Annotated in this window: 19 protein-coding genes; 10 read left to right on the forward strand and 9 right to left on the reverse strand. The window is 71.5% G+C overall.

Annotated elements, in window-relative coordinates; all coding sequences use genetic code 11:
• Positions 1–289 precede the first annotated feature (289 nt).
• The 5 genes from C3B71_RS15000 to C3B71_RS15020 all read left to right on the forward strand — a co-directional run bounded on the left by C3B71_RS15000 (position 290) and on the right by C3B71_RS15020 (position 6,170).
• Positions 290–1,606 carry an MFS transporter gene (locus C3B71_RS15000; RefSeq protein ID WP_108969141.1) on the forward strand — a complete coding sequence of 439 codons (1,317 nt, stop codon included), beginning with the start codon at positions 290–292 and terminating at the stop codon, positions 1,604–1,606.
• A gap of 155 nt (positions 1,607–1,761) precedes the next feature.
• Entirely contained in the window at positions 1,762–3,438 is a 1,677-nt protein-coding gene (locus tag C3B71_RS15005; protein ID WP_234415956.1) for a diacylglycerol kinase family protein, read from the forward strand.
• A 33-nt stretch (positions 3,439–3,471) separates the two neighbouring features.
• Complete coding sequence (locus C3B71_RS15010; protein ID WP_108969143.1) at positions 3,472–4,911, forward strand: Mur ligase family protein; 1,440 nt, start codon at positions 3,472–3,474, stop codon at positions 4,909–4,911.
• Complete coding sequence (locus C3B71_RS15015) at positions 4,908–5,672, forward strand: type 1 glutamine amidotransferase (RefSeq protein ID WP_108969146.1); 765 nt, start codon at positions 4,908–4,910, stop codon at positions 5,670–5,672. Before C3B71_RS15010 ends, C3B71_RS15015 begins: the two co-directional genes overlap by 4 nt.
• A gap of 6 nt (positions 5,673–5,678) precedes the next feature.
• The gene (locus tag C3B71_RS15020) at positions 5,679–6,170 is read left to right on the forward strand and encodes an NUDIX domain-containing protein (protein WP_108969148.1); all 492 of its coding nucleotides are present in this window, start codon (positions 5,679–5,681) and stop codon (positions 6,168–6,170) included.
• Between the two features lie 165 nt (positions 6,171–6,335).
• Here the strand turns inward: C3B71_RS15020 and C3B71_RS15025 are convergent, their stop codons facing one another.
• The 3 genes from C3B71_RS15025 to C3B71_RS15035 all read right to left on the reverse strand — a co-directional run bounded on the left by C3B71_RS15025 (position 6,336) and on the right by C3B71_RS15035 (position 10,109).
• Complete coding sequence (locus C3B71_RS15025; protein ID WP_234415957.1) at positions 6,336–8,114, reverse strand: hypothetical protein; 1,779 nt, start codon at positions 8,112–8,114, stop codon at positions 6,336–6,338.
• Complete coding sequence (locus C3B71_RS15030; RefSeq protein WP_108969151.1) at positions 8,111–9,226, reverse strand: ABC transporter ATP-binding protein; 1,116 nt, start codon at positions 9,224–9,226, stop codon at positions 8,111–8,113. The genes C3B71_RS15025 and C3B71_RS15030 overlap by 4 nt, the downstream gene beginning before the upstream one ends.
• 172 nt (positions 9,227–9,398) lie before the next feature.
• Positions 9,399–10,109, reverse strand: coding sequence for a TetR/AcrR family transcriptional regulator (locus tag C3B71_RS15035; RefSeq protein ID WP_108969154.1), 711 nt, complete (start codon positions 10,107–10,109; stop codon positions 9,399–9,401).
• A 519-nt stretch (positions 10,110–10,628) separates the two neighbouring features.
• Here C3B71_RS15035 and C3B71_RS15040 point away from each other — a divergent pair.
• From C3B71_RS15040 to C3B71_RS15060, 5 genes are all read left to right on the forward strand, one after another.
• Entirely contained in the window at positions 10,629–10,994 is a 366-nt protein-coding gene (locus C3B71_RS15040) for a FeoA family protein (RefSeq protein ID WP_108969156.1), read from the forward strand.
• 65 nt (positions 10,995–11,059) lie between these two features.
• Positions 11,060–13,171, forward strand: a complete 2,112-nt coding sequence (gene feoB, locus C3B71_RS15045) for a ferrous iron transporter B (protein WP_181574843.1) — start codon at positions 11,060–11,062, stop codon at positions 13,169–13,171.
• A 176-nt stretch (positions 13,172–13,347) separates the two neighbouring features.
• On the forward strand, positions 13,348–13,563 hold the full coding sequence (locus C3B71_RS15050; RefSeq protein WP_073333878.1) for a hypothetical protein: 216 nt from the start codon (positions 13,348–13,350) through the stop codon (positions 13,561–13,563).
• Positions 13,556–14,191 (forward strand): Fic/DOC family protein, encoded by a 636-nt coding sequence (locus C3B71_RS15055; protein WP_108969161.1) that lies wholly within the window; start codon positions 13,556–13,558, stop codon positions 14,189–14,191. Before C3B71_RS15050 ends, C3B71_RS15055 begins: the two co-directional genes overlap by 8 nt.
• An 83-nt stretch (positions 14,192–14,274) precedes the next feature.
• Entirely contained in the window at positions 14,275–14,820 is a 546-nt protein-coding gene (locus C3B71_RS15060) for a NifU family protein (RefSeq protein ID WP_108969163.1), read from the forward strand.
• Between the two features lie 69 nt (positions 14,821–14,889).
• Here the strand turns inward: C3B71_RS15060 and C3B71_RS15065 are convergent, their stop codons facing one another.
• The 6 genes from C3B71_RS15065 to C3B71_RS15095 form a co-directional block, all read right to left on the reverse strand.
• Positions 14,890–17,235 carry a hypothetical protein gene (locus tag C3B71_RS15065; RefSeq protein WP_108969166.1) on the reverse strand — a complete coding sequence of 782 codons (2,346 nt, stop codon included), beginning with the start codon at positions 17,233–17,235 and terminating at the stop codon, positions 14,890–14,892.
• On the reverse strand, positions 17,232–17,912 hold the full coding sequence (locus C3B71_RS15070) for an ATP-binding cassette domain-containing protein (RefSeq protein WP_108969168.1): 681 nt from the start codon (positions 17,910–17,912) through the stop codon (positions 17,232–17,234). Before C3B71_RS15070 ends, C3B71_RS15065 begins: the two co-directional genes overlap by 4 nt.
• A gap of 220 nt (positions 17,913–18,132) precedes the next feature.
• Positions 18,133–19,371: a TIGR04053 family radical SAM/SPASM domain-containing protein gene (locus C3B71_RS15075; protein ID WP_234415958.1), complete on the reverse strand. Its 1,239-nt coding sequence runs from the start codon at positions 19,369–19,371 to the stop codon at positions 18,133–18,135.
• Complete coding sequence (hemQ, locus tag C3B71_RS15080) at positions 19,368–20,174, reverse strand: hydrogen peroxide-dependent heme synthase (RefSeq protein ID WP_108969171.1); 807 nt, start codon at positions 20,172–20,174, stop codon at positions 19,368–19,370. Before hemQ ends, C3B71_RS15075 begins: the two co-directional genes overlap by 4 nt.
• A gap of 17 nt (positions 20,175–20,191) precedes the next feature.
• Positions 20,192–21,703 (reverse strand): ferrochelatase, encoded by a 1,512-nt coding sequence (locus tag C3B71_RS16650; RefSeq protein ID WP_234415959.1) that lies wholly within the window; start codon positions 21,701–21,703, stop codon positions 20,192–20,194.
• Positions 21,700–23,019: a glutamyl-tRNA reductase gene (locus C3B71_RS15095; RefSeq protein WP_108969174.1), complete on the reverse strand. Its 1,320-nt coding sequence runs from the start codon at positions 23,017–23,019 to the stop codon at positions 21,700–21,702. Before C3B71_RS15095 ends, C3B71_RS16650 begins: the two co-directional genes overlap by 4 nt.
• Positions 23,020–23,176 lie beyond the last annotated feature (157 nt).

A 23,176-nucleotide genomic window follows, 5' to 3' on the forward strand; every position in this document is an offset into this window, starting at 1 on the left:
CGCGCCCGGGCGATGGTGCTCACCTTCAACCTGGAGCTGCCACTGCCCGGTAATCGGTGAGCGGCTCCCCCAGCTAGATCCGACGCGCAGGCTCAACAGTGGGAAGACCGGAGGCGCCGGCGGTACGCCGACGGTCGGCACGAGGACCCTCCCGCGATCAGGGACGCACCCCCAGACCGAGCGGTACAAAACTCTGTCAAACGATTGCGTGACGTCGAGGTCCCAACGGGCTTAGGCTGACATATGTAGTGCAGCTCACTTTCCCTTCCATCTCGACGAGGAGATCCCTATGGCAGAGCCACCAACTTCAGAAACCTTCTCGATCAGGGGGCGCGCCACCCAGGAGGAGATCGACGCCTTCTTCGCGCCTCCCACCAAGCCCGTAAAGCCGTTCTTCATCGCGGCTTACGTCCTGGCCCAGCTCTTCTTCTTCATCGCCCTCATGGGGCCGGCGGTCGTGGCCATTCAGACCAAGGCCATGGCCATGTTCCCTACCGATTCGGCGGCGCAGGCCAACGCCGTCTCCCAGATCGCCGGTCTGGGCGCCCTGGGCGCGGTCTTCGCCAACGTCATCTTCGGGCAGGTGTCCGACCGCACCATGTGGCGCTGGGGACGGCGCCGCCCCTGGCTGGTGATCGGCATCCTCGGCATGACGGTGGGCCTGGTGATCATGGGCCTGACCAACACTGTCTCCGCAGTCGCCGCCGGCTGGCTCGTTGCCCAAATCGGCGCCAATGCCGCCCTGGCACCCTTCGTGGCAGTGCTATCCGACCAGGTACCCGAGTTACAGCGAGCTCGCGTCAGCTCCATGATCTCCATCGCCCAGAACCTGGCCCAACTCATCGCCACCTGGTGGGCCGGCGCCATGGCGACCAGGCTCCCGATGCTGTTTATCGCCCCGGCCATTCCAGCCATCCTGGTCATGACCTGGTTCGCCTTCGTCCTGCCGGACAAGCAGCTGACCATTAAGCCGCCGCGACTCGATTTCATCGGCCTGCTCAAGACCTTCTGGGTCAACCCCGTCAAGCACCCCGACTATGCCCTGGCCTGGGCCGGGCGCTTCCTTATCACTTTCTGCGCCTTCTCCTTCACCACCTACCGCCTCATGTACCTGGTGCACCAGGTCAGCCTAACCGAGGCCGAAGCGCGGAACACGGTGACAATCTCCGTGTTCATCTACACCTGCTTCCTCATGGCCGCGAGCTTCGTCGGCGGGCAGCTCTCCGACCGGCTCCATCGGCGCAAGGCCTTCGTCTTCGCCGCCTCCGCACTATTCGGCGTCGGCACGCTCATGCTGGCGCACACCACCACCGTATCCGGGTTCTACATGGTGGAGGCCATCATGGGCCTGGCCTACGGCGTCTACATCTCCGTCGACCTGGCCCTGGTGGTGGACGTCCTGCCCAACCCGGACAACGCCGGCAAGGACCTGGGCGTGTTCAACATCGCCAACGCCCTGCCGCAGTCGCTCGCCCCGTACATGGCGCCGCTCTTCCTGGGCATCGGCTCGCCGGAGAAGATGAACTACCCGGCGCTGTGCTACTTCGCCGGCATCTGCGCCATCGTCGGCGGTGTGCTGGCCATCTTCATCAAGAAGGTGAAGTAGCCAGGCGCAACCGACACCATCATTCCGAAACGATCCCCCACCCACCTCGTCGGGACGGGCGGACACACAGCTCCACCGCACGCGACCCTGGTAATTTGGCGCCGCACCGCCGGCGGCCCGCGCGCCGCCCAGCGACATCAGCGTGAAGGAGCCCCGTGTCCGCCCGTCTCGGCACTTTCAACGACCGGCTTGCCGGCGTCGCCGACCGCCTGCGCCGCCGCTGGGAGCTCGGCTACGGCGCCTGGATCCTGGGCGCGCTGGCATTCGCCGCCTGGACCGTCCTGGTTCGCACCGGACTCACCGACCGCCTCGACGCCGCCCTGACGGTGCCCATGCTGCCACCGCGCTCGGGACGGGGGCAGGTGCTCGAGGCGATCTCCCTGCTCACCCACCCGGTGCTGATCTATACGGCCATCGCCGCGGCCGCCGTCGTCACCTACCAGCAGCGCATGCGGCGCCTGTCGACCGCCCTGACCACCTCCCTGCTCGGCCTGCCACTCCAGATCGCCATCGCCACCTGGATCGACCACGCACGCCCCTCCTCCGCCTTCGCCGACTCCCTGTCCTACCGCGGCTTCGCCTACCCCGCCGGGCACGCCGTCGCCATGACCGTGGCCGCCTGGGTGCTGGTGACGCTCACCCGAGCCCACCGCCGTCCCACCTCCCAGGTGCGCCTGTGGCGGCTGGCGGGCGTGGTCGCCGTCGCCGTCACCTGCGCGGGCCAGTGGGCCATGGGCCTGCAGTCCGTCTCCGACCTGATCGGCGGCGTGCTACTCGGCGCGACGGTGGCGACCTTCTCGCTCAGCGTGGGCGGAACCGAGGAGATCCTCGCGTCCTGGGCGCATATCGGCCTGCCGTCTACCACCGTGGACAAGCGCGCCGCCATCGTCTACAACCCCACCAAGTTCGACGACCTGTCCCTACTGCGTCGGCGCGTGGAATCCGAGGTGCTGGCCGCCGGCTGGCAGCCCACCCTCTGGTTGGAGACCGCTCCCGACGACGTCGGCCACGAACAGACCCGCCGCGCCCTGGGCGCCGGCGTCGACCTGGTGCTGGCCGCCGGCGGGGACGGCACCGTGCGCGCCGTCTCCAGCGAGCTGGCGGGAAGCGGCGTGCCTATGGCACTGCTGCCCACCGGCACCGGCAACCTGCTGGCCCGCAACCTGCAGGTGCCGCTCGACACCGACGCCGCCCTGCGCCTGGCCCTGTCCGGCCCCACCCGCGCCATCGACGTCGTGCGCTGCACCTGGGACGGCGGCACCGAACGCTTCGTGGTCATGGCCGGCCTCGGCCTGGATGCCCGCATCATGGCGGACACCAGCGAGGATCTGAAGAAGGTGATCCGCTCCGGCGCCTACGTGGTGGCCGCGGTGCAGAACGCGGTGCCGGACCCGTTCACGGTGCGGGTGGAGCTCGACGGCGACGACGACAGCGGCGCCGGCGCGGGCGCCCCCGCCGCCTCCGCCGAGCACCGAGTGGTCATGGCGCTGCTGGGCAACGTCGGCACCATCACCGGCGGCATGACGATCTTCCCCCACGCCGCCCCAGACGACGGCCGCGTGGACCTGCTTCTCACCGGCCCCAACCGGATCACCGACTGGGCCAAGGTCGGCGCCGGCCTGCTGATCGGCCAGGACGTCGACGGCCTCAGCCACCACCAGGCCCGTCGGCTGACCCTGACCACGCCCGAGCCGGTCCCCTTCGAGCTCGACGGCGACCCCGTGGGCCGCACCCGGAAGCTGGTCGCCGAGGCCGAGCCCGCCGCACTGCGCGTCGTCGTCCCGCCCGCCTCCACCTCACACCGCCAAGGCGGAGGCACTCATCTAGACTGAGGCGGTCAGCCGTCGACCACAAGCAGGAGCCCCATGCGTTCACGCCTCACCGTCGCACTCGGCCGTACGGCCCGCGCCCTGGCCCGCCTGCGTGGCGGCGGCTCCGGCGGCACCGCCTTCCCCGGCCTGGTCATGGAGCGCACGGACCCCGGCTTCCTCGCCCGCACCCTGGACCGGCTGCCGCACGGGGTGGTGCTCGTCTCCGGCACGAACGGCAAGACCACCACCACCAAGATGGTCGTCCAGCTGCTGCGCGACCAGGGCTTGAAGGTCTTCACCAACCGCACCGGCTCCAACTTCGTGCGCGGAGTGCTCGCCGCCCTACTCACCGAGGTCGACGCCGCCGGCCACCTGGACGCCGACGTCGCCGTGCTGGAGCTCGACGAGGCCCACGCCGTCCACTTCGTCCGCTCCGTCAGGCCGCGGGCGGCGCTCATGCTCAACGTCATGCGCGACCAGCTCGACCGCTTCGGCGAGATCGACTACACCGCCTCCCTGCTGCGCCAGGCCGCCCTGGCCACGCGCGACGTGGTGGTGGTCAACGCCGACGACCCGCGCCTGAACGGGGAGCGCTTCCTGGGGGGCCTGGCCTCCCGCACCGCCGCCTTCGGGGTCGGCCCCGCCCTGCGTTCGGTTTTCCTGTCCGACGACGATCTGCGTACCGAACAGGCGGACGCGGGCGGCGCACCCGGGGCGCTCGCCGACGACGCCGTCGAGTCCACCGCCGGCGCCGACTCCCCCTGCCCGGCTCCGCGCGTGCGCCTGGTGGCGCTGGCCGGCAACGAGGCCACCATTGAGGTGGACGGCACCGAACACCGGGTCGCCTTCGCCATTCCGGGCATCCACAATGTGCTCAACGCCTGTGCCGCCCTGACCCTGGTGCTGGAGGTGCTTGGCGACCGGGCCGACCTGCCACGCCTGCTGGCGACCCTGTCCGAGATCCGCCCGGCCTTCGGCCGCGGTGAGGTCATCACCCTGGACGGTCGTCCGGTGCAGCTGTCCCTGGTGAAGAATCCGGCGGGCTTCCGCATGAGCCTCATGTCCGCGCCCACCGCCCAGGCCGACGCCACCAGTCGGACCGACACCGTGGATGCCGGCAGCGCGCCCAGCACCATTGCAGCACCCGCCGCGGGCCGGGGTCGGCCCGACGAGCTCATCATGATCGCCATCAACGACGAGTACGCCGACGGCCGTGACATGTCCTGGCTGTGGGACGTGGACTTCACCTCCCTCAAGCGGGCCGGGGTCGCCGTCGTCACCGGGGTGCGCGCCTGGGACATGGCGCTGCGGCTGCGCTACGACGAGGTACCCGTCGGCGTCGTCGAACCGGACCTGGAGGCCGCCCTGGACGCCCTGCGCGCGCGTGCCGCCGCCGAAGACCGCCCCATGCGCGTGTACACCACCTACACCGCCATGTTGGCCCTGCGTGCTCGCCTCGGGCGGCTCACCGAGGTCGAGGAGGTCATGAAATGAGCACCGCCCCCACCGTCTACAACCACACCGGCTCCGGCCCCGCCCGCGGCCACATCCGCGTGCTGCAGCTGTATCCGCGGGACATGAACATCTACGGCGACTGGGGGAACCTGCTCACCCTGGCCCGCCGCGGCCAGTGGCACGGCTACGACGTCGAGCTGCACTCCTACAACCCCGGCGACGAGATGCCACAGGAGGTGGACCTGGTGCTGGGCGGCGGCGGCCAGGACTCCGGGCAGGAGCGCATCAAGGACGACCTGGTCCAAATCGGCCCGCGCCTGCGGCAGTGGGCGGCCGACGGCGTGCCGATGCTGGTCATCTGCGGCCTGTACCAGTTGTTCGGGCACCGCTTCGTCACCGGCGAGCGCTCCGAGATTCCCGGGATCGGGCTGCTGGACGCCGAGACGGTGGCCGGGCAGGGGCGACTGATCGGCAACATCGTGCTGGACTCCCCCGAGTTCGGCCGGGTGGTCGGCTATGAGAACCACTCCGGACTGACCACGCTCGGCCCCGGCGCCGAGCCCCTGGGAACGGTGCGCTCCGGGGCCGGCAACAACGGCAAGGACGGCGCGGAGGGGGCCCGGTTCAAACACGTGATCGGCACCTACCTGCACGGCCCGATCCTGCCGAAGAACCCCGCCGTGGCCGACTGGCTGCTGCAGCGCGCGGTCGAGTTGCGCGGTGGGGCCTGGGATCCGCTGCCCATCGACGACGCCGACGCCCGCCGCGCCAGCAACATCGCCGCCGCCCGGCCGCGGTGACGCGCCGTGGCGACCCCCGAGTTCATCATCGAGCTACGCAGGAAGATCGGGCACGAGCAGTTGTGGCTGCCCGGCGTCAGCGTGGTAGTGGTGTCCCCGGACGGGCGGCTGCTGCTGGGACGACGCTCCGATAACGGCGCCTGGGCGGTGGTCTCCGGCATCCCTGAGCCCGGGGAACAGCCTGCCGCCGCGGCCCGGCGCGAGTGCCTGGAGGAGACCGGCGTCGACCCCGAGATCGTCGGTGTGGCCGGGGTGGCCGCCGGGCGGCCGCATACCTTCCCCAACGGGGACCGCTGCGTGTTCATGGACATCACCTTCGCCGCCCGGGCGGATGCCGCCGCGGTGGCGCGGGCGCATGTGGCCGACGAGGAGTCGACGGCGGTGGGCTGGTTCGCGCCGGATGCACTGCCGACCCCGCTGGTCACCTCCACCCCGGGGCGCATCGACGCCGCCCTGGCGTGGCTGGCCGATCCGGCCGCAGGCGCGCGCTTCCAGTGACGCGGTGCCGACATGTACGTCCGCCGACGCGGTGCCCAGAGTCGGCGTCACCCCCTCAGCCTCTACTACGAGCTTTTGCACCCTGGTGCGCGGACATTTGCTGCGCACCAGGGTGCAAAAGCTCGTAATGGATCGCAATGGCTCGTAGTGGACGGAATCAGCGCCTCATCCCACCAGGTCCCGTCTGCGTCCGGCCACGGCGGCAACGGCCATCAGCGCGACGGCGAGCACCAGGCACGCGCCCGGACCCACCCAGTGGTCGGCGGCGCCCCAATGGGGTATCGACCCGGCCGTCCCGGCGTCCTGCACGGGCAGCGACGGCACGTGGGTGAAGGGTGAGAGATTGAGTAGCCACTGCGGCACCCCGGGTAGGGGGCCGAGCAGGGTGATGCCCACCATGAGCGCGTAAGCACCCCATCCCAGTGGGCGGGTCAGCCGGGGAGCCAGTGCGTGGACGGACAGCACCAGGGCCCCCGCCAGGAGGCAGGCGGGCACCGTGGCGAGGGCGCCGACGACGATCCCGTGGACCAGCACCCATGGCCGGGCTGCGGCGTCGGAACCCGCCATCACCAGAACCGGCACCGCCGTCCCGGCCAGGGCCCCCGCGGCGGCTACGACGAACAGCGCTGTGCCGAGTGCCACCGCGCATGCCCTCGCCACCAGCCACCCGCACCGGGAGACCGGTGCGGCCAGGACCGTGGCCATAGCGCCCCGTCTCTCCTCGGAGATGGCACCGGCTCCCAGGGCGACGGCGCAGGCGGCCCCAGCCGGACCGAGGTAGCCGATGATCATCCCCAGGTAGGTCGAAACGCCCAGGCTGTCGCCGAACCAGACCTGCATGGCGGGGTTGTCCTCCACCAACTGTTGGAAGGACTCCTCAATGGCGGAGGCGAAGAGCCCGTAGGTGGCCCCGTAGGCGATTCCCAGCCCCGCGCACCAGCCGCGTGCGGCCGCGGTGGTCCGCAGGGCCAGGGCCACCGCGCCTGCGGGCCCACGGCGTCGGGGACGCACCGGGGCGCCCGTCCCCAGGAGCCCCTCCCCCAGATCGCGGCGGGCGTGCAGGGCGGCTCCGCTTCCCGTCAATACTGCGGCCCCCACGGCCAGGAGGAGGATCGGCAGCCAACGCGTATCCACCCAAACACGCGTCTGCTGCACCAGGCCCATGGGGCTGAGCCAGGACAGGAAGGAGGCATCCTGGTCGGCGTCGCCCATGCCGCGCAGTGCGAACCAACCCAGCACCAGCAGAATCCCGGTGCCGCGGGCGGCCCGAGCCGAAGCGGTGACGGCCCCCAGGAGCAGACCGGCGCCCGTCCCCCACAGGCAGGCCAACCACAGCCCCAGCGCCATGACCAGGGCTCCGCCTGCTTCCAGCCCTCCGGCCAGTACGGCCAGGGCGCTGAATAGGGCCAGCGCCGTCGCGGACACCAGACCGGAGACCAGGGCTGCGCGTGCCGCCTCGCCGCGTCCTACCGGGTGGGATCGGATCAGCTCACCGGGTCCGGCGTCCTCGTCACCCCGAGTGCGTGAGATGGCCATGAACATCCCCATGAGGCAGCCCACGGCGGCCACCCAGCCCATGGCCTGGGCTGCGAAGAGGGCCGCCAGGCCGGGGTCGGCGCCCTCGAGCCCGAAGCCGGGGCCAGTGAACAGCCTGGCGGCCGGCGTCGAGTACACCAGGGACGCCGAGCGGCGATCCGCCGCCGTGGGGTAGGCGGCCCCGAATACCAGAACGCCGTATAGGGCCAGGGCTCCCGCGCCCAGTGCCCAGGTGGCCGTGGCGCGTCGGTCGCGACGCAGGGTGAGGCGGGTGAGCGGGGTGAGTAGAGCCGGCCGGGCCTTTCGGCGCCGAGAGGGCTCCAAGCCGGCGGGCGTGCTCGGCGCGGCGGCTGAGATCGGCTCGGACCGGGCGGCGCGAGCGGCCGGCGGGGTCTGGTCGGTGGTCATGACGCCCTCCCCGTCCCGTTCCGGACGTCAGCGGCCGGAACGGCGTTCCCGCCGCCCCCGGGGCCGGCTTCCTCGGCGCCCTCGGTGGTGACGGGGTCGTAGTGACGCAGGAAGAGCTCCTCAAGGCTGGGCGGGGCGGCCGTAAGCGAGCGCACGCCCAGGGCGGCCACGGCGTGCATGACCTGTGGACTGTGGGCCGAGTCCACACTGAAGGTGATCTCCCAGCCCGTCTCCCCGGACCCCGGGGCGTCGGCGCCCGAGCGCGAGGCGGTGCCGCGACGGGTAGCGTCCGCAGCGCCGCTCCCCTCCGCCCGCGCCGCCGTCTCGTCCAAGGGGTGGAACACCAGGCCGTAGATGCCCTCCTGGCCGTCCAGTCCGGCCGGGTGCTCGGCGACGACGGCGTGCACGCGGGTGCGCAGTAAGGAGCGGATGTGGGCGAGTGTGCCCTGCTCCACGGTGCGTCCGGCCCGGATGATGGTGACGGTGTCGCAGAGCCTGTCCACCTCGGACAGGATGTGGGAGGACAGCAGTACGGCGGTACCGCGGTCGGCGGCCTCGGCCACACACTGGCTGAAGACCTCCTCCATGAGGGGGTCCAGACCCGCGGTGGGCTCATCGAGGACCAGGAGTTCCACCGGCTGGCTGAGGGCGGCGATAAGTGCCACCTTCTGGCGGTTCCCCTTGGAGTAGGCGCGCACCTTCTTGGAGGGGTCCAGGTCGAATCGCTCCACCAGCTGGCTGCGGCGTCGCACGGCCCGCGCCTGGTTGCCGCCGGGACGCAGCGAGGCGAGTGCTTCCAGGGTCTGGGCGCCGGTGAGGCCGGGCCACAGGGCCACGTCGCCGGGCACGTAGGCCAGGCGCTCGTGGAGGACGGCGGCCCGCGTCCAGGGGTCGGCGCCGAACAGGCGCACGCGACCGCCGTCGGCCCGGATCATGCCCAGCAGGATCCGCAGGGTGGTGGTCTTGCCGGCACCGTTGGGGCCGAGGAAGCCGCTCACCTCACCCGGCGCGAGCGTGAGGTCCAGCCCGTCGAGTGCTCGGGTGGCGTGGTGGCCGCGGCCGAAGGTCTTGGTGAGGTCGTGGATGTCGATGATGGGAGCGGTGGGACTCATGGGTCCGTCACCCTTCTGCCTGCTTTCAGGCGCACTGGTTCAAGGTGGGTGATTTCAACGTGTCTGATAAGGGGTTCCGGCGCCAGTGCCCGGGCGCGCCGGGGTGGTGTCGGCGCGGCCAGGAGCGGCGGGCCGGCGGCCGCAGGGGACCGTGCAGTCCGGCGGCCGAGGGCTACTCGGTCGCCTCGGACCGGCCGGACGGCGGCTGCTCGGGTGGTTTGGGGCCGGCGGAGGGGCGCCGGCCCGTGCGGGCTGCCCGTATGTATTCCGTCAGCGCCGCGGGGCTGGTGATCAGGGGCGTGGAGTAAAGCTCGGCCGCCACCGGCCCGCTCCACTCCTGGAACTCGCGGATCACCGCCTCCACGTCCGTGGGGTCGCTGGCCGCGTACCGGGTGAAGAACACCAGGGCGCCGAAGCCGGAGTAGACGAGGTAGCGGACGCGCTCGAATTCGTCGGCGGAGGGGCTGATGAACCCGCCGTCGACGCCGGCCCTGAGCAGCTCCACGGTGTCGGCGATCAGGGAGTCGAGCAGGGAGGCGACGAGCGGCCCGCCCTCCATGACGCAGCGCAGGGTGTAGGCGGAGGCCGGGAGGTACTCCTCGGCCCGCGCCATTTGGGAGAGCAGGTCCACGGGGCCGCCCAGTACCTCGGAGTCCTCCGTCTTCTTACGCGCCAGGCGCAGGACCTCCTCGTCGCAGGCTCGGCGCAGCCCCTCCTTGGAGCCGAAGTGGTGGGTGATGAGGCCGGCGGTGACCCCGGCGTCGGCGGCGATGGCACGCAGCCCGGCTCCGAAGCCGTCCTTGGCGAATCGGACCATGGCGGCGTTGCGGATCCGGGCCACGGTGGACAGATCCGGGTTGATGCCGGCGGACGGGGGACACATGCACTCATCGTAGGCCGGACCCCGGTGGGAGTAGGTCGGCGCACGGGCCGATGGGGGCCGCACGCGGCCGTCGCCGCGTGGCGGACGGGGGCTGTTCCCCGCCCATGGCCACGCAGCACTATACGCATGACCAATATGCTATACAGTCGTTCAACGGAGCGCAAGAGTCTCCGGCGCACAAGAACCTCCCGCACACAGCTTCCCTGACGGCGGCGCACTTGCCTGCGCGTTGCTCTACTTCGAGCCTTTGTACCCTGATGAGCGGCAATTACCCGCACACCAGGGGGCAAAGGTTCGGATTGGATGGGTAAAGCGTGTGCGAGGTGCCCAGGCGGCAGCTACGGTGACGTGCACTCGTGGCCCCGACCACAGGATTTCCGTCGGTGCTTACCACCGCCTATCTTTGACTCGGCGATCAGACGCCAGCGCCCACTCGACACCGCGATCCGTCCGGTTCACCCGGCCGATCCGCACCGACTGACCCGCACCGCGAGAGTCACCAGGACCAAGGAGTCAGACATGGCCGCATCCGCCACGGCCGCGACAACTCGATCCGGGCCCGCCGCCTCGATCGTTCCCCTGACCACCCTGCGACGCGGCACCCACGCCCGCATCAAAGCCGTATCCGCCTCCCGCGGCGAGGCGCTGGCCCGGCGCCTGACCGACCTCGGCTTTGAGCCCGGACGCCTAATCGAGGTGGGCCGCCGCGCCCCGATGGGCGACCCGACGGTCTACCACGTGGCCGACTATGAGATCAGCCTGCGCCGTCGTGACGCCGCACTGGTGTCCGTGGAGGTACTGGCGCCTGCCTCCGCATCCGCCTCCGTGCCCGCTCCTTCGGAACCCACCCCACAAGCACCCGCCGCACCGGAGACCTCCGTATGACCACCACCGTCCAAGCCGACACGGCCTCGGGCAAGACAGAGATCGCCGTAGGGGTTCCCACCGACATGCCCGCCTGCCACGAACCCTCCTGCCACGGCGGCTGCGCCGCCCACGGCGCCGCCTCCGGCCCCGTTGACGCCGACGCCGCCCGCATCGCCCTGGCGGGCGCCCCCAACGCGGGCAAGACCTCCATCTACAACACGCTCACCGGCCTGCGCGCCAAGACCGGCAACTATCCGGGCGTCACGGTCTCCCGCTCACTGGGCGCCCTGGAGCTCTCCGCCGCCGAGACCGGCTCCGACCCGCTCACCCTCGCCCTGGAGGACCTGCCGGGCGCCTACTCACTGGAGCCCATCAGCCCCGACGAGCGGGTCGTGCACGACGTCCTGACCGGCCACTGCCACGACGTCGCCCCGCCCGACGCGCTGCTGGTCGTCGTCGACGCCACCACCCTGTCCCGCTCCCTGGGCTTCGTCGCACAGGCCCTCGCCCTGGGCCTGCCCACCGCGCTCGCAGTCACCATGACCGACGAGCTGACTCGCCGCGGCGGCCGGCTCGACGTCGAGGCCCTGGGCGCGGCGCTCGGCGTGCCCGCGGTGCGGGTGATCGGCAACCGCACCACCGGCATCCCGCAGCTGCGCCGCACCCTCGCCGCCTGGCGCGACTGGTCGCGCGCCCCCATCGCGCCACCGACCAGCGGCCCGGAGCGCACCTCCTGGGTGACCTCGATCCTCGCCGCCGCCGACTACACCGCCCCCGTGCCCGACTCGCGCACCGCCGCCGTCGACCGAGTACTGCTGCACCCGCTGTGGGGCACGCTGGTGTTCTTCGCGGTCATGTTCACCTTCTTCCAGGCGATCTTCACCTGGGCCGCCCCCTTCCAGGACGCCATCGAGGCCGGCTTCGGGCTCCTGGGCGACGCCGTCCACACCTGGCTCGACGCCCCCGCGCCGCTGCTGGCGGGGCTGCTGGCCGACGGCGTGATCGGCGGCGTCGGCGGGGTGCTGGTGTTCCTGCCGCAGATCGCCACCATGTTCCTGCTGATCGCCCTGATGGAGGGCGTGGGGTACATGTCGCGCGCCGCCTTCCTCATGGACCGGGTGATGAGCCGGGCGGGGTTGGAGGGGCGCGCCTTCGTGGCGCTGCTGTCGTCGCTGGCGTGCGCCATCCCCGGCATCATGGCCACCCGCACGCTGCCCAGCGCCAAGGACCGTCTGGCCACCATGCTGGCGGCGCCGCTGATGACCTGCTCGGCGCGCCTGCCCGTCTACATCATCATGATCTCCCTGCTGGTCGACCCCGGCCAGCGCATTGGCCCGTTCGGGGCGGCGGGCACGATCATGTTCGGCCTGTACCTGGCGGGGGCGGTCGCGGCCATGCTGGCCGCCCGGGTGGTCAAGCGCCTGACCGACCGGGACGGCGTGCTGCTGCCCTTCTACATGGAGATGCCGCCCTACCGGCTGCCGCGCGCCCGCACGGTGGCCCTAATGGTGTGGGACGCATGCAAGGGCTTCCTGAAGAAGGCGGGCACCATCATCCTGGCGGCCACCATCCTGGTGTGGGTGGGGCTGAATGTGCCCGCCCGCTCGGAGGCGGAGTTCACCGCCCACTGCGACACCAGCGCCGAGTGCGCGCCGATCGCCGCCGCCGTGGCCGACCCCGCCTCCTCCACGGTCCTGGACGACGACGGCGCGGTCGTAACCGACCCCGAGGAGCTGCAGGTGCTGCTGGACGCCCAGCGCACCAGCTACACCATGGACTCCTCACTGGCGGCATCCATCGGCAAGGCGATCCAGCCGGTGTTCGAGCCGCTGGGCTTCGACTGGCGGATCAACGTGGCGGTCATGTCCTCCCTGGTGGCCCGGGAGACGGCGGTCGCCACGCTCGGGCAGATCGCGGCCGCCGGGGACCCGGAGGAGCCGGGTGCGCAGCTGGCGGCCATGACCTACTCCGAGGACACGCTGGTGGCCCACGCCGGCGAGCCCCTGTTCAACCCGGCGACGGTCGCGGCGGTGCTGGCCTTCTTCGTCTTCGCCATGCAGTGCATGGCTACCGCCGGGGCGATACGCCGCGAGACCGGCACCTGGAAGTGGTCGGCGATCGCATACGGCTACCTGTTCGTGCTCGCGTGGGTGGCCGGGGCCGCCGCCCACGCCGTGGTGGCCGCCCTCATTTGACCCGGAACCGGCGCCACCGGCCCCGCCCCCCTCGCCGAGATCGGTAGAAGCTACGTACTGAGATCGGTTCAGCCCGCGCGGCCAGGCCGCACATCCGCCGCACCGAAACTGCCCGGACTCGTCCTTTACCCCTTGTACTCAAGACGGTAGCCTGGGCGCAGGAGAGGAGCCTCGAGATGGTTGTCAAGACTGTCCCGATTGTTGATGTTGAGCAGTCGCTCGCGTTGATCGAGAAGGGCCAGCAGCTCGCTGGTCACTTCCCGGATGAGGAGGACATGGGGCGCGCGCGCCGGATCCTGACGGGCGAGCTGTCGCCGGAGGCGGCGCGCGCAGAAGTTCGGGATGCGTTGGCGCAACTTGGCGCGAACGAGTGTGCTACCGGCCGTGGCTGAGGACGACCGCTACACGATCCCTGGAAGCGGAGGAGTACTCCGCAACAAGCTTGGGTTGATCACGCAGGCCGGTGTCGATCGGGCGATGAACATCAGTGCCTCGGCGGAGTGGGCGATTTTGCAGCTCGAGCCGATCCCTGATCGGCTCGACCTTGATTATCTTCGCTCGATTCATCGGCGTTTCATGAGCCCGGTACTGGATTGGGCGGGCGAACTGCGGAAGGTAGGAGACGAGGTTGGGGCGGGCGGTACGCCGTTCCAGTACGCACCATCGGAATTCTACAAGCCGTATCTTGATGCGTTGTTCGATCGGCTTGCGGAAGAAGACTATCTGGTAGGTCTTCCAGAGAAGGAGTTTGCTGACAGGCTCGCGGATCGCTGGGGGACGCTGACATTCTGTCATCCGTTCCGCGACGGCAACACCCGCTCACAGAGTGCCTACATCGACCGACTCGCGACACGTGCGGGTCACCCTATCGATTGGCAGCACGTGAACGTGTCTGAACTGCGCGAGGCGCGTCTGTCTGCGGCGTTCCGCGTTGGTGGTGAGCAGGTACTGTCGAACTACCTACAAATGCGACTCTTGCCGCCATCACGCAGCGCCACCCTGCGCTTTGCACCGGAGTAAGCCGTACGCGGGGAGACCAGGGTGCAGCGATCCGGCACGGCAGGATCGTCCAGCCGCACGCCAACCCACCGAAAGGAGCCGCCATGAGCGTCGTCCCCACGCATCCCGTGGCGACCCCAGACCCGGCCGTGCTGCGTTGGGTGATCCCCGACGGGCTGCTGGACTTCTCCGGGACCGTAGCCCGCGCCCCGCGCCTGCTGCAGGCCCTGCTCGACGACGGCACCCTGGCCGGCATTGAGGTGGTGCCCGGAGCGGTGCTCACGCTGCTGGGCGAGGGCCGCAGTTGGCGGGACGACGGCGCCCGGGTGCGCACCGCCCTGGTGGACGCGCTCGGCGCACCCGGGGCGTGGAAGCCGGCGGCGGGCGCCGTCGGGGTGGGGCCGGACGAGGCGCTGGAGGCGGCGGCCCGGGAGATCGCCGTCGGGCCGGTGGGGGCGATCGCCGCGGCCCACGGCGGCTCCTTCACCGTGCAGAAGGTGGCCGACGGCGTCGTCGAGGTGGCCCTGGAGGGCGCCTGCCGGGACTGCCCGGCAGCCGTGATCACCATGCATGCGCGCTTCGAACACCTGCTGCGACGCCGCTGCCCGTGGCTGGCCGAGGTGCGCGAGGCACCGAGGTCCGCAAGCTAGCGGGCTCACCCCGCCAAACCCCGCCAACATGCTCTGAATGGACGGGGAAGGCGTGTGCGAGGCGCCCGCTTAATCGTCGCCCTGGCTGCGGGGCGTACGGGCCGCGGCCACCAGCAGGCCGACGGCCACCGCCGCCGACGCCGCGATGGGGATGGCCCACCACCAGCCGAAGGAACCGGTCACCAGGGGATTGTTCATTATCAGCGCAGGTTGCGCCCCGAAGCGGCCGAGCAGAGCCGCCACGGTCGTGCACGCCACCACGCTCAGGCTCAGTGGCACCGCCAGGGCGCACTGCCCGCGCCTGCCGACGCCGTGGTCCCGCGCCTGCAGGCGCACGGGCCGCAGCCGCCCCAGGAAGGTGATCGCTGCCAGCCCCTGGCCGATCACCGCTACCAGGCTTGCCGCAATCGGCAGGGCGAGGGCCTGCCGCATCAGTTGGCGCTGCTCCGGCGAGTCCGGCTCGATTACAAAGGCGTAGCCGGCGCGGGTGATGACGTCGCTGCGGAAGGCATCACGCTCATCGTCGGGCAGGGAGCCGAATTCCGGCAGGTAGATCGTGCGCACGTTCGATGGCTCCAGCCCCAGCGCCTCCACCTGCGGGTCGTCGGCGGCGAGCACCACGTCGGGCAGCCACTGGCTGTCCAGCAGATTCGACGGGGACAGCCCCGTCACCTCGGCGGTCTCCTCCACCTGGTCCGTGGCCAGAGTGAAGAAGACGCGCGTTGCCCGGTCCTCGGCACCGCCGTCCAGCAACTCTGTTGCCGCTGTGCCGGCCAGTGCGGAGGCGGGCCCATCCTCAGGCGCGAGCGCAATGAGCCCCAGGGCGGTGAAGCACATGGCGTCGGTGCAGTCCGACTTTCCCGCCGGAGCCACCCGCGGCCGCCGCTGGTCCTCACGCAACTCGGTGAATACCAGCGCCGACTCCATGGCCTGCGGGTAGGTGGTGGTAAGCACGGCGACGTCCTGCGCGGTCAGTCTCTCCACCGTCAGCGTCTGATCCTCTCGCCCATCGGTCCCGTTAGCGAAGTGGAGGCTCGCACTGTAGAAGGCGGCGAAGCCGGTGAACATCATGGTGGCCATGAGCACGGGCAGTGCCACCGTGAGGCAGTGGCGCACGGCCGTGCCCGCGGTGGGCTTGCGCCGCAGCCACGGCAGGCTGAGCAGCAGCACCGGGGCGGCCAGCGCCCCCACGATCACACCCAGGATGTGACCGGTCAGCACGCGGTGGGGCTCGGCGACGCGCAGGTAGACGAGCACCACCGCCGCGATCACGCCCACCGCGCCCAGCGCCACCCCGTAAACGGGGCGTAGGTGCCAGGCCGCACCCCTGGTGTCGGCTGACCAGCGGCGCAGCCGGTCCGGCAGTGCCCCCACCGCGGCGGCGAGCAGCAGCCAGGCCAAGACCAGACCCAGAGTCTGCAACAGTGCCGGACGGTAGCCGTCCCAGTACTGTCCTAGCGCCGTGCCAATGGCCCCGTGGCCGACGCCGAGGGACACCTGGGCGGCGATGATCCCGAGAACGCTGCCCACAAGGAGTGTCAGCGGCATGCCCGCGCCGGCCAGCACCGTTGCACGCTGTGGCGTCGCCCCCGCGGCCCGCAGCGCCCCGGCGACGCGACCGGCATGGGGCCGATCCGCGGCCAGGGCGGCGCCGCAGGCGGCGCCGGCGCTCAGCAGCAGTAGCGCCAACAGCACCGGGAACCCGGCCAGTTGCCGGGAACTGACCTCCTGCACGGCAGACCGAACGGCATAGTCGACCCCAGCTACCGTTACCGCACCGCTACCACACTGCTTACCCACCCCGATCTGTTCGCACGGGTCGGCGTCACTGAGCCAGGAGGAGATCGCCGCGCCGGCATCCAGGACCTCGCCGGATACCGCGACGGCCGTGGGCTCATCCGGCGCGGCGGGATTGCGGGTAATGCCGGTAACCGTGTACTCGGCTGTGCCTTCGGGAAGATCCTCCGAAGTCCATTCCAGGCGGTCGCCCACGCTCAGGCCCGTGCGCCGTGCGACCTCTGCGGAAATGGAGGCCTCGCCGTCGGCGCGCGGATAGACGCCCTGCGCGAGCACGCCGGTGCGGGAGGGCCCACTCAGCACGGACACCTGCGCATCGGAGACGGCCTGCGGCCCGCTCAGGGCTGCGCTGATGCGCAGCACGGCCACCGCCTGGCCTTCGTCCGCCAGCGCGCGCATGCGCTCGGACAGCTCGTCGCTGTCGCCGCTGACCTGGTAGCGGTAGCCGCCGAATTCGGCGCGCGCCCCGGCCTCCACCGTGGCCAGGAAGGTGGCCCTGCCGCTCAGCAGCAGGGAGCCGAACAGCGCCAGCACGCCGGATAGCAGCAGTGCCGCGGCAAACAGTCCCGGATGCGCACGCACCGAGCGGGTAATGACCCGCAACTGCAGACGGGTCACCGCTGGGCCCCGCCCGTCATGGCGCCCACCGAGGAAGGTTCGGCTACGAGGTCGTGGTCGTGGATGCGCAGCACCACGTCGGCATACTCGGCCACCACCGGGTCATGCGTGGCTACCAGCACCAGCAGGCCGTCGTCGTGGGCCAGGTCGGCGAAGCGCCGGGCAATCTCCCTCGTGGCCTGCTCGTCGACCGCGCCGGTCGGCTCGTCGGCGAGCAGGACCTGCGGGGCGGTAGCCAGTGCGCGGGCGATGGCTACCCGCTGCTGCTCACCGCCCGAGAGGCTACCCACTGCGGCGTTGGCCTGCCCGGCGAGCCCGAGCTTGTCCAGCAGTGCGGCGGCGTCGGGGAAGGTACCGACGCCGCCACCCGCGGAGGCGAACTCCTGTGCCAGTTTCACGTTCTCGACCGCGGTCAGGTACGGGACCAGCCGGTAGTCCTGGTAGACCTGGGACACGCGCCGGGCACCGCCGGTGCCCGCCAGCTCGATCGTTCCGGTATCCGGTTCGAGCTCGCCGGTAATCAGGCGGAACAGGGTGGTCTTACCCGAACCAGAGGGCCCCATCACCGCGTACAGCCGCCCGGCCGCGAGCCGACAGGCAACGTCCCGGTAGATGACGCGCTCGCGTGTGCCGCCGTAGGCGAAGCCCACGCGATCGAATACGAGTTCCAGGGGCATGCGTCCTCCCGTCCTTGGGCCGGCTTCCCGCCCTTGGCCGACTCCTTCGCACGATAGCGCCCCCGCCCTCTGCTACGAGCTTTTGCACCCTGGTGTGTGGGAAATTGCCGCACACCAGGGTGCAAAAGCTCGTGATGGACGGGGAAGGCGTGCGCGAGGCACCGAGGTCCGCGAGCTAGCGGGCTCCCCCGCCCCCGCGCTCATCGGCACCGGCATGCGTTCAGGCGGGTCGTCCCGAACGCGCGGGCGCGCTCAGCAGCGCCTTCACGTCCTCGGGGTAGGGGAAGGAGCCGGGCTGGTAGGCGCACAGGGGCTCCTCCGCGTGCAGGTCCCCGGTGCTGTTGAAGGCCCGCGCCCGCGAGCCGCCGCACACACGGTTGTACTCGCAGGCCCCGCACTTGCCCTTGAGCCGGGAGGTGTCCCGCACCCCGGTGAAGACCTCGCTGTTGCGGTAGATCTCCGTCAGGGAGGCCTCGCGCACGTTGCCGGCGCTCTTCTCCAGGAAGCCGGAGGGGGTGACGTCGCCGATGTGGGAGATGAACATGAAGCCGTTGCCACTGGAGACGGTGATCGGGGGCCGACGCCGCCGCTCGCCGTGGTCCAGGCCCAGCTCCACGATCCGCTCCCGCAGGCTGCGATACAGCGGCCCCAGGTGCATGGCGGCGATCATGTCCTCACCCTCGATGCCCCGCTGCGCCAGCGCGTAGCGCTGCAGGGAGACGCGCCGGAAGTGGTGCCCCTCGGTGGTCTTGGCGGGCACCGCCTCGCCCATGTCGTAGAAGATGTTGAGCACGTCCTCGATCTCGGCGGCGTCCAGGCTGCCCAGGTCCACCCCACGGCCCGTGGGCACCAGCAGGAACCCGGACCAGGTCATCGCCCCGTACTCGCGCACGAGCGCGGCGATGTCCGGCAGCTCGTGGACGTTGTGGCGGGCGACGACGGAGTTGATCTGCACCTTCATGCCCAGTTCGCGGGCCGCCTGCCAGCCGGCGACGGTGCGGTCGAAGGTGCGCTCCACGCCGCGGAAGGCATCGTGGGTGGCGGCGGTGGCGCCGTCGAGCGACAGGGAGATGACCCCGGCGCCCGCGTCCTGAATGCGGGCCAGGGACTGCTTATTCAGCTTGTCCGTGCCGGAGGGGGACACGGCCATGTGCAGGCCCAGGCCACTGCCGTAGGCGACCAGCTCAGCCAGGTCGGGGCGTTCGAAGCAGTCCCCGCCGGTGATGATGAAGATGACCGCCGGCTTGCCGAAGGAGGCGGCCTCATCCATGAGGGCCTTGGCCTCGGCGGTGGTCAGCTCGCGGGGGTCGCGCAGGGGCCGGGAGACGGCCCGGCAGTGGCGGCAGGCCAACTGGCAGGCGCGGGTGGACTCCCAGGTCACCAGCATGGGGCGCTGCGCCGGGTCGTGGTGCGGCATGCGCACCGGCCGGGCGGTGCGGGGGCGCGTGGCGGTGCTCATGCGCGGGGCTGGCGTTCGGCCCACTCGTGGGGGCTGACGCGGCAGCCGGTGTAGAAGGGGGTGTCCACGCGCACGTGCAGGCGGGCCTCCGTGTAGCGCTGGCGGTGGATGACCCCTTCCAGGCGGTCCAGGGAGTCGGCCTCGAAGCCGAGCACCCACTCGTAGTCGCTCATGCCGAAGGCGGCGAGCGTGGAGCCCTTGACGTCGGGGTACTTGGAGAAGCCGTTGCGGCCGTGGGCGGCCATGATCCGCGAGCGCTCCTCGGGCGCCAGCAGGTACCAGTCGTAGCTGCGCACGAAGGGGTAGACCATGCACCAATCGCGCGGCGCCACACCGCCGAAGCAGGCGGGGATGTGCTTGCGGTTGAACTCGGCGGGCGTGTGCAGGCCCATGCAGGACCACACCGGCTCCAGGTAGCGGCCCAGGGCGCTGGCGCGCAGCCGGTGGTTGGCGTCCTGCAGCTTCTCCGGGTCGTCGTCGAGCCACCAGACCATCAGGTCGGCGTCGGAGCGGAAGCCGGCCACGTCGTACCAGCCGCGCGTGGTCACCTCGGATACGTCCACGAAGTGGGTGGACTCCCCCACCAGGCGACGGCGCGTGTCCTCCAGCGGCGGCAGCGGCGCCGCCAACCGGTAGACGGCGAACAGGGCGTAGTGATTGTTGTTGTTGACGGCGTCGAAGTCGACCTCGGCGGCGTCGCGCGGGTCGTGGAAGGGGCGGCGCTCCTCATCCTCGAAACGGTGCAGGCGCGGGGCGCCCTGACCGGAGTCGACTTCGGGGTGAGAGTTCTCGTGGTCGCTCATGGTGTCTCCTTCGTCGATTACTGGTGGGTGGTGGTTTGGGAGTGTTTTCCGCTCGGGTGCCCGGCGGGCCGGGCGGCGGGCCGACAGCAGGTGGGAGGGCAGACGGTGTGGAAGGGACCGGTGCCGGTGGTGGACTCGGGGCGCACGTCCTCGCCCCGGGCGACGGCGGCCCGCTCGGCGAGCACGTCGGCCAGGGAAGCCACGAACTCAGGGTGCGTGCCGGCCGTGGCCGCGCGCACGTAGGGCAGGCCCAGGTGTGCGGCGGTATCGCGGGCCTCGGTGTCCAGGTCGAAAACGACCTCCATGTGGTCGGCCACGAAGCCGATGGGGGCGACGACGACGCCCGCCGGCACCGCCACAGCCCGCCCGTCGGTCAGGCGCCCGGCGGCCAGTGCCTCGAGGTGATCGTTGACGTCGGGCTCCAGCCAGCGGGCCTGGGGCGGGCCGGAGCGGGAGCAGTAGACCAGGTCCGCCTGCGGGCGCCTGCCCAGGCGGGCGGCGACGGCGTCCAGCAGCACCGCGGCCAGGCGCTCGTGCTGGGCGACGTAGGAGATCTCGGTGGACAGGTCCGCGGCAACGCCGGGCTCAGGGAGGGAAGGGTGGGGGAGCCCCCCTCGGCTACCATCCGCGCCGCTCGTTCCTCGCGGCGCTCCCGCCAGCCCCGCCACGCCTTCGGGGGCCTCCCCGGTCCCCCAGGACTCGCGGGAGGGGCCGGAGAGCTCTCCTCGGCTACCATCCGCGCCGCTCGTTCCTCGCGGCGCTCCCGCCAGCCCCGCCACGCCTTCGGAGACCTCTCCGGCCCCTCCGATAGCACTCCCTCCCGAGGCGCGTTCCTCGGCGGTGGGCGCGGACAGGCGCTCCATGGACTCCGGGATGGAGTGGGTGACCAGCACCAGCCGGATGCCGTCGGCGCTCACGCCGTCGGCCACCAACTGGTTGAAGGCGGTGACAATGGCGTCGGTGTTGGCGGCCAGCATGCCCGGCGTGTTGTAGAAGGGGCGGGTCTTGTCCACCACCAGCTCCACCGGCGCGCCCCCGGCGCCACCGACGCGGGCGGCGGCGTCCGTCTCCCGACCGCGCCCGGTGGAACCGTCCTCACCGGCAGCCAGGAGGGCGAGCGCGCCGGCGACGTCCTCCCGGTACTGGCGGCAGCCGGAGTAGGAGGCGTAGGCGGCGGTGGTGAGGGCCAGGATGCGGCGGGCGCCGCCGTCGGCGAGCTCGCGCAGGGCCTCGGAGACGAAGGGGTGCCAGTTGCGGTTGCCGATCGCCACGGGCACCCGGCTCCCGCGGGCGGCCAGCTCGGCGCGCAACGCATCCAGGAGTTCGGCGTTGCGGGCGTTGATCGGGGAGACGCCGTCCCAGCGGCCGTAGTGGCCGGAGACCTCGCGCAGCCGGGAGTCGGGCACGCCCCGCCCGGCGGTGGCGTTGCGCATGAAGGGCAGCACGTCGTCGGGGCCCTCGGGGCCGCCGTAGGACAGCAGCAGGACGGCGTCGTAGGGGGCGAGCGGATCGCCGGCGGTGGGGCTCATCGAGCCTCTCCCGGGGTCGCGGCTTCGCGCAGGTCCGCGGCGATTTCTACACCCAGCAGCAGGTTGAGGGCGTCGAGGTAGTCCTGGCCGCGGCCGGCCTCGGCGGCGGCGCGGGCGGCGACCGTGGGATGGTGCAGCATGCGGGCGGCCAGGTGGTGCAGGGCGCGGGCGGCGTCACCGGCGTCCACACGGCCGTCGACCACGCGCAGGCGGGCGACCTCCTCCTCCACCAGTTCCGCGACGTGACTGCGCAGGGAGCACACGACCGGGTCCATGCGCCGGCCGCACAGCATGCGTTCGAACAGGGCGGTCTCCTCGTCGACGATGCGGCGGGCGGCGTCGACCTGCCGCGCCTCGGCCGCGGGCACGGCGCGCTGCACGCTGGGCAGGTCGATCAGCTTCACGCCGGGCAGGGAGCCGACCGCCACCTCCACGTCGCGGGTCAGCGCCAGGTCGAGCACCACCAGGGGGCGCCGGCCGGTCGCCTCGGCGGCAGCGGCGTCGGAGACCCGCCCGCGCCCGGCGACGGCGGGGGCCACGAGCTGCCGGGTGAGCACGGGCGCACCCAGGCCCCGGCAGGTGATGACCAGGTCGGCCGCCTCCAGCGCGCCGGGGAGCTCGGCGTCGGTCACGGCCCGCAGGCCCCGGCCTACGGCGAAGGCCTGCGCCCGGTCGGAGCGGGAGTAGACGGCGATGTCGGTGACACAGCGGCGGCGCAGGGCGGTGACGGTGGCGCCCGCATAGGCGCCGGTGCCGACGATCAGGACCCGCACGCCCGGCAGCGGCGGCAGGTGGCGCGCCGCCAGGTCGATACCGACGGCGACGACGGAGCGGCCGTTGCCGGCCAGACCGGTCTCGTGGGCGACGCGGCGGGAGGTCGTGGAGGCGTGCTCGACGGCGCGGGTGAGGTCCGTCGACAGGGTGTCCTCCTCGGCGGCGACCCGCATGGCGCGGCGCAGCTGCCCGGCGATCTCACGCTCACCCACCACCATGGACTCCAGTCCGGCGGCGGTCGCGAACAGCTGGGAGACGGCGTCCGTGCCGCACCAGGCGGTCAGGTCGACGGCGTCGGCGCGCAGATCCGCGCGCCGGGCCAGGCCGTCCGTCACCTGTCGGCGCAGGCCGTCCGCGGCGACGGCCTTGGGCGCGTCGAGCAGGAGGGCGAGCCGGTTACAGGTGCCCAGGACGATGACGCCGCGCAGCGCGGGGACGGCGCCCATCAGGTCGGGGCCGAGGTGCGCGGCGGTGGCGCCCAGGCGGGCGACCGCGTCGAGGCCCTGGGTGCGGTGGTCGGCGGAGAGGAGATGAATCGTCACAGCGGGTGGTAGTTAAGCATTGGATGCCGTTCGGGGCACAATTATCACCGGCACGGCCGCCCCCTATTCCGACGGGCCGTCAGAAAACCTTTCCGACGACCCGTCCGATACGGGAGAAACCGCGCCATTCCAGCCGAGAATAGTGATTGCGGGAATG

The sequence above is a fragment of the Actinomyces sp. Z16 genome (assembly GCF_003111765.1).
GTDB lineage: Bacteria > Actinomycetota > Actinomycetes > Actinomycetales > Actinomycetaceae > Actinomyces > Actinomyces glycerinitolerans.

Coding starts and splice junctions, on each gene's coding strand:
- C3B71_RS16650 (WP_234415959.1), bottom strand. CDS start 21,703: ATGAGCCCCACCGCCGGCGATCCGCTCGCCCCCTACGACGCCGTCCTG.
- C3B71_RS15035 (WP_108969154.1), bottom strand. CDS start 10,109: ATGTGTCCCCCGTCCGCCGGCATCAACCCGGATCTGTCCACCGTGGCC.
- C3B71_RS15015 (WP_108969146.1), top strand. CDS start 4,908: ATGAGCACCGCCCCCACCGTCTACAACCACACCGGCTCCGGCCCCGCC.
- C3B71_RS15025 (WP_234415957.1), bottom strand. CDS start 8,114: ATGACCACCGACCAGACCCCGCCGGCCGCTCGCGCCGCCCGGTCCGAG.
- feoB (WP_181574843.1), top strand. CDS start 11,060: ATGCCCGCCTGCCACGAACCCTCCTGCCACGGCGGCTGCGCCGCCCAC.
- C3B71_RS15050 (WP_073333878.1), top strand. CDS start 13,348: ATGGTTGTCAAGACTGTCCCGATTGTTGATGTTGAGCAGTCGCTCGCG.
- C3B71_RS15060 (WP_108969163.1), top strand. CDS start 14,275: ATGAGCGTCGTCCCCACGCATCCCGTGGCGACCCCAGACCCGGCCGTG.
- hemQ (WP_108969171.1), bottom strand. CDS start 20,174: ATGAGCGACCACGAGAACTCTCACCCCGAAGTCGACTCCGGTCAGGGC.
- C3B71_RS15070 (WP_108969168.1), bottom strand. CDS start 17,912: ATGCCCCTGGAACTCGTATTCGATCGCGTGGGCTTCGCCTACGGCGGC.
- C3B71_RS15030 (WP_108969151.1), bottom strand. CDS start 9,226: ATGAGTCCCACCGCTCCCATCATCGACATCCACGACCTCACCAAGACC.
- C3B71_RS15075 (WP_234415958.1), bottom strand. CDS start 19,371: ATGAGCACCGCCACGCGCCCCCGCACCGCCCGGCCGGTGCGCATGCCG.
- C3B71_RS15040 (WP_108969156.1), top strand. CDS start 10,629: ATGGCCGCATCCGCCACGGCCGCGACAACTCGATCCGGGCCCGCCGCC.
- C3B71_RS15010 (WP_108969143.1), top strand. CDS start 3,472: ATGCGTTCACGCCTCACCGTCGCACTCGGCCGTACGGCCCGCGCCCTG.
- C3B71_RS15000 (WP_108969141.1), top strand. CDS start 290: ATGGCAGAGCCACCAACTTCAGAAACCTTCTCGATCAGGGGGCGCGCC.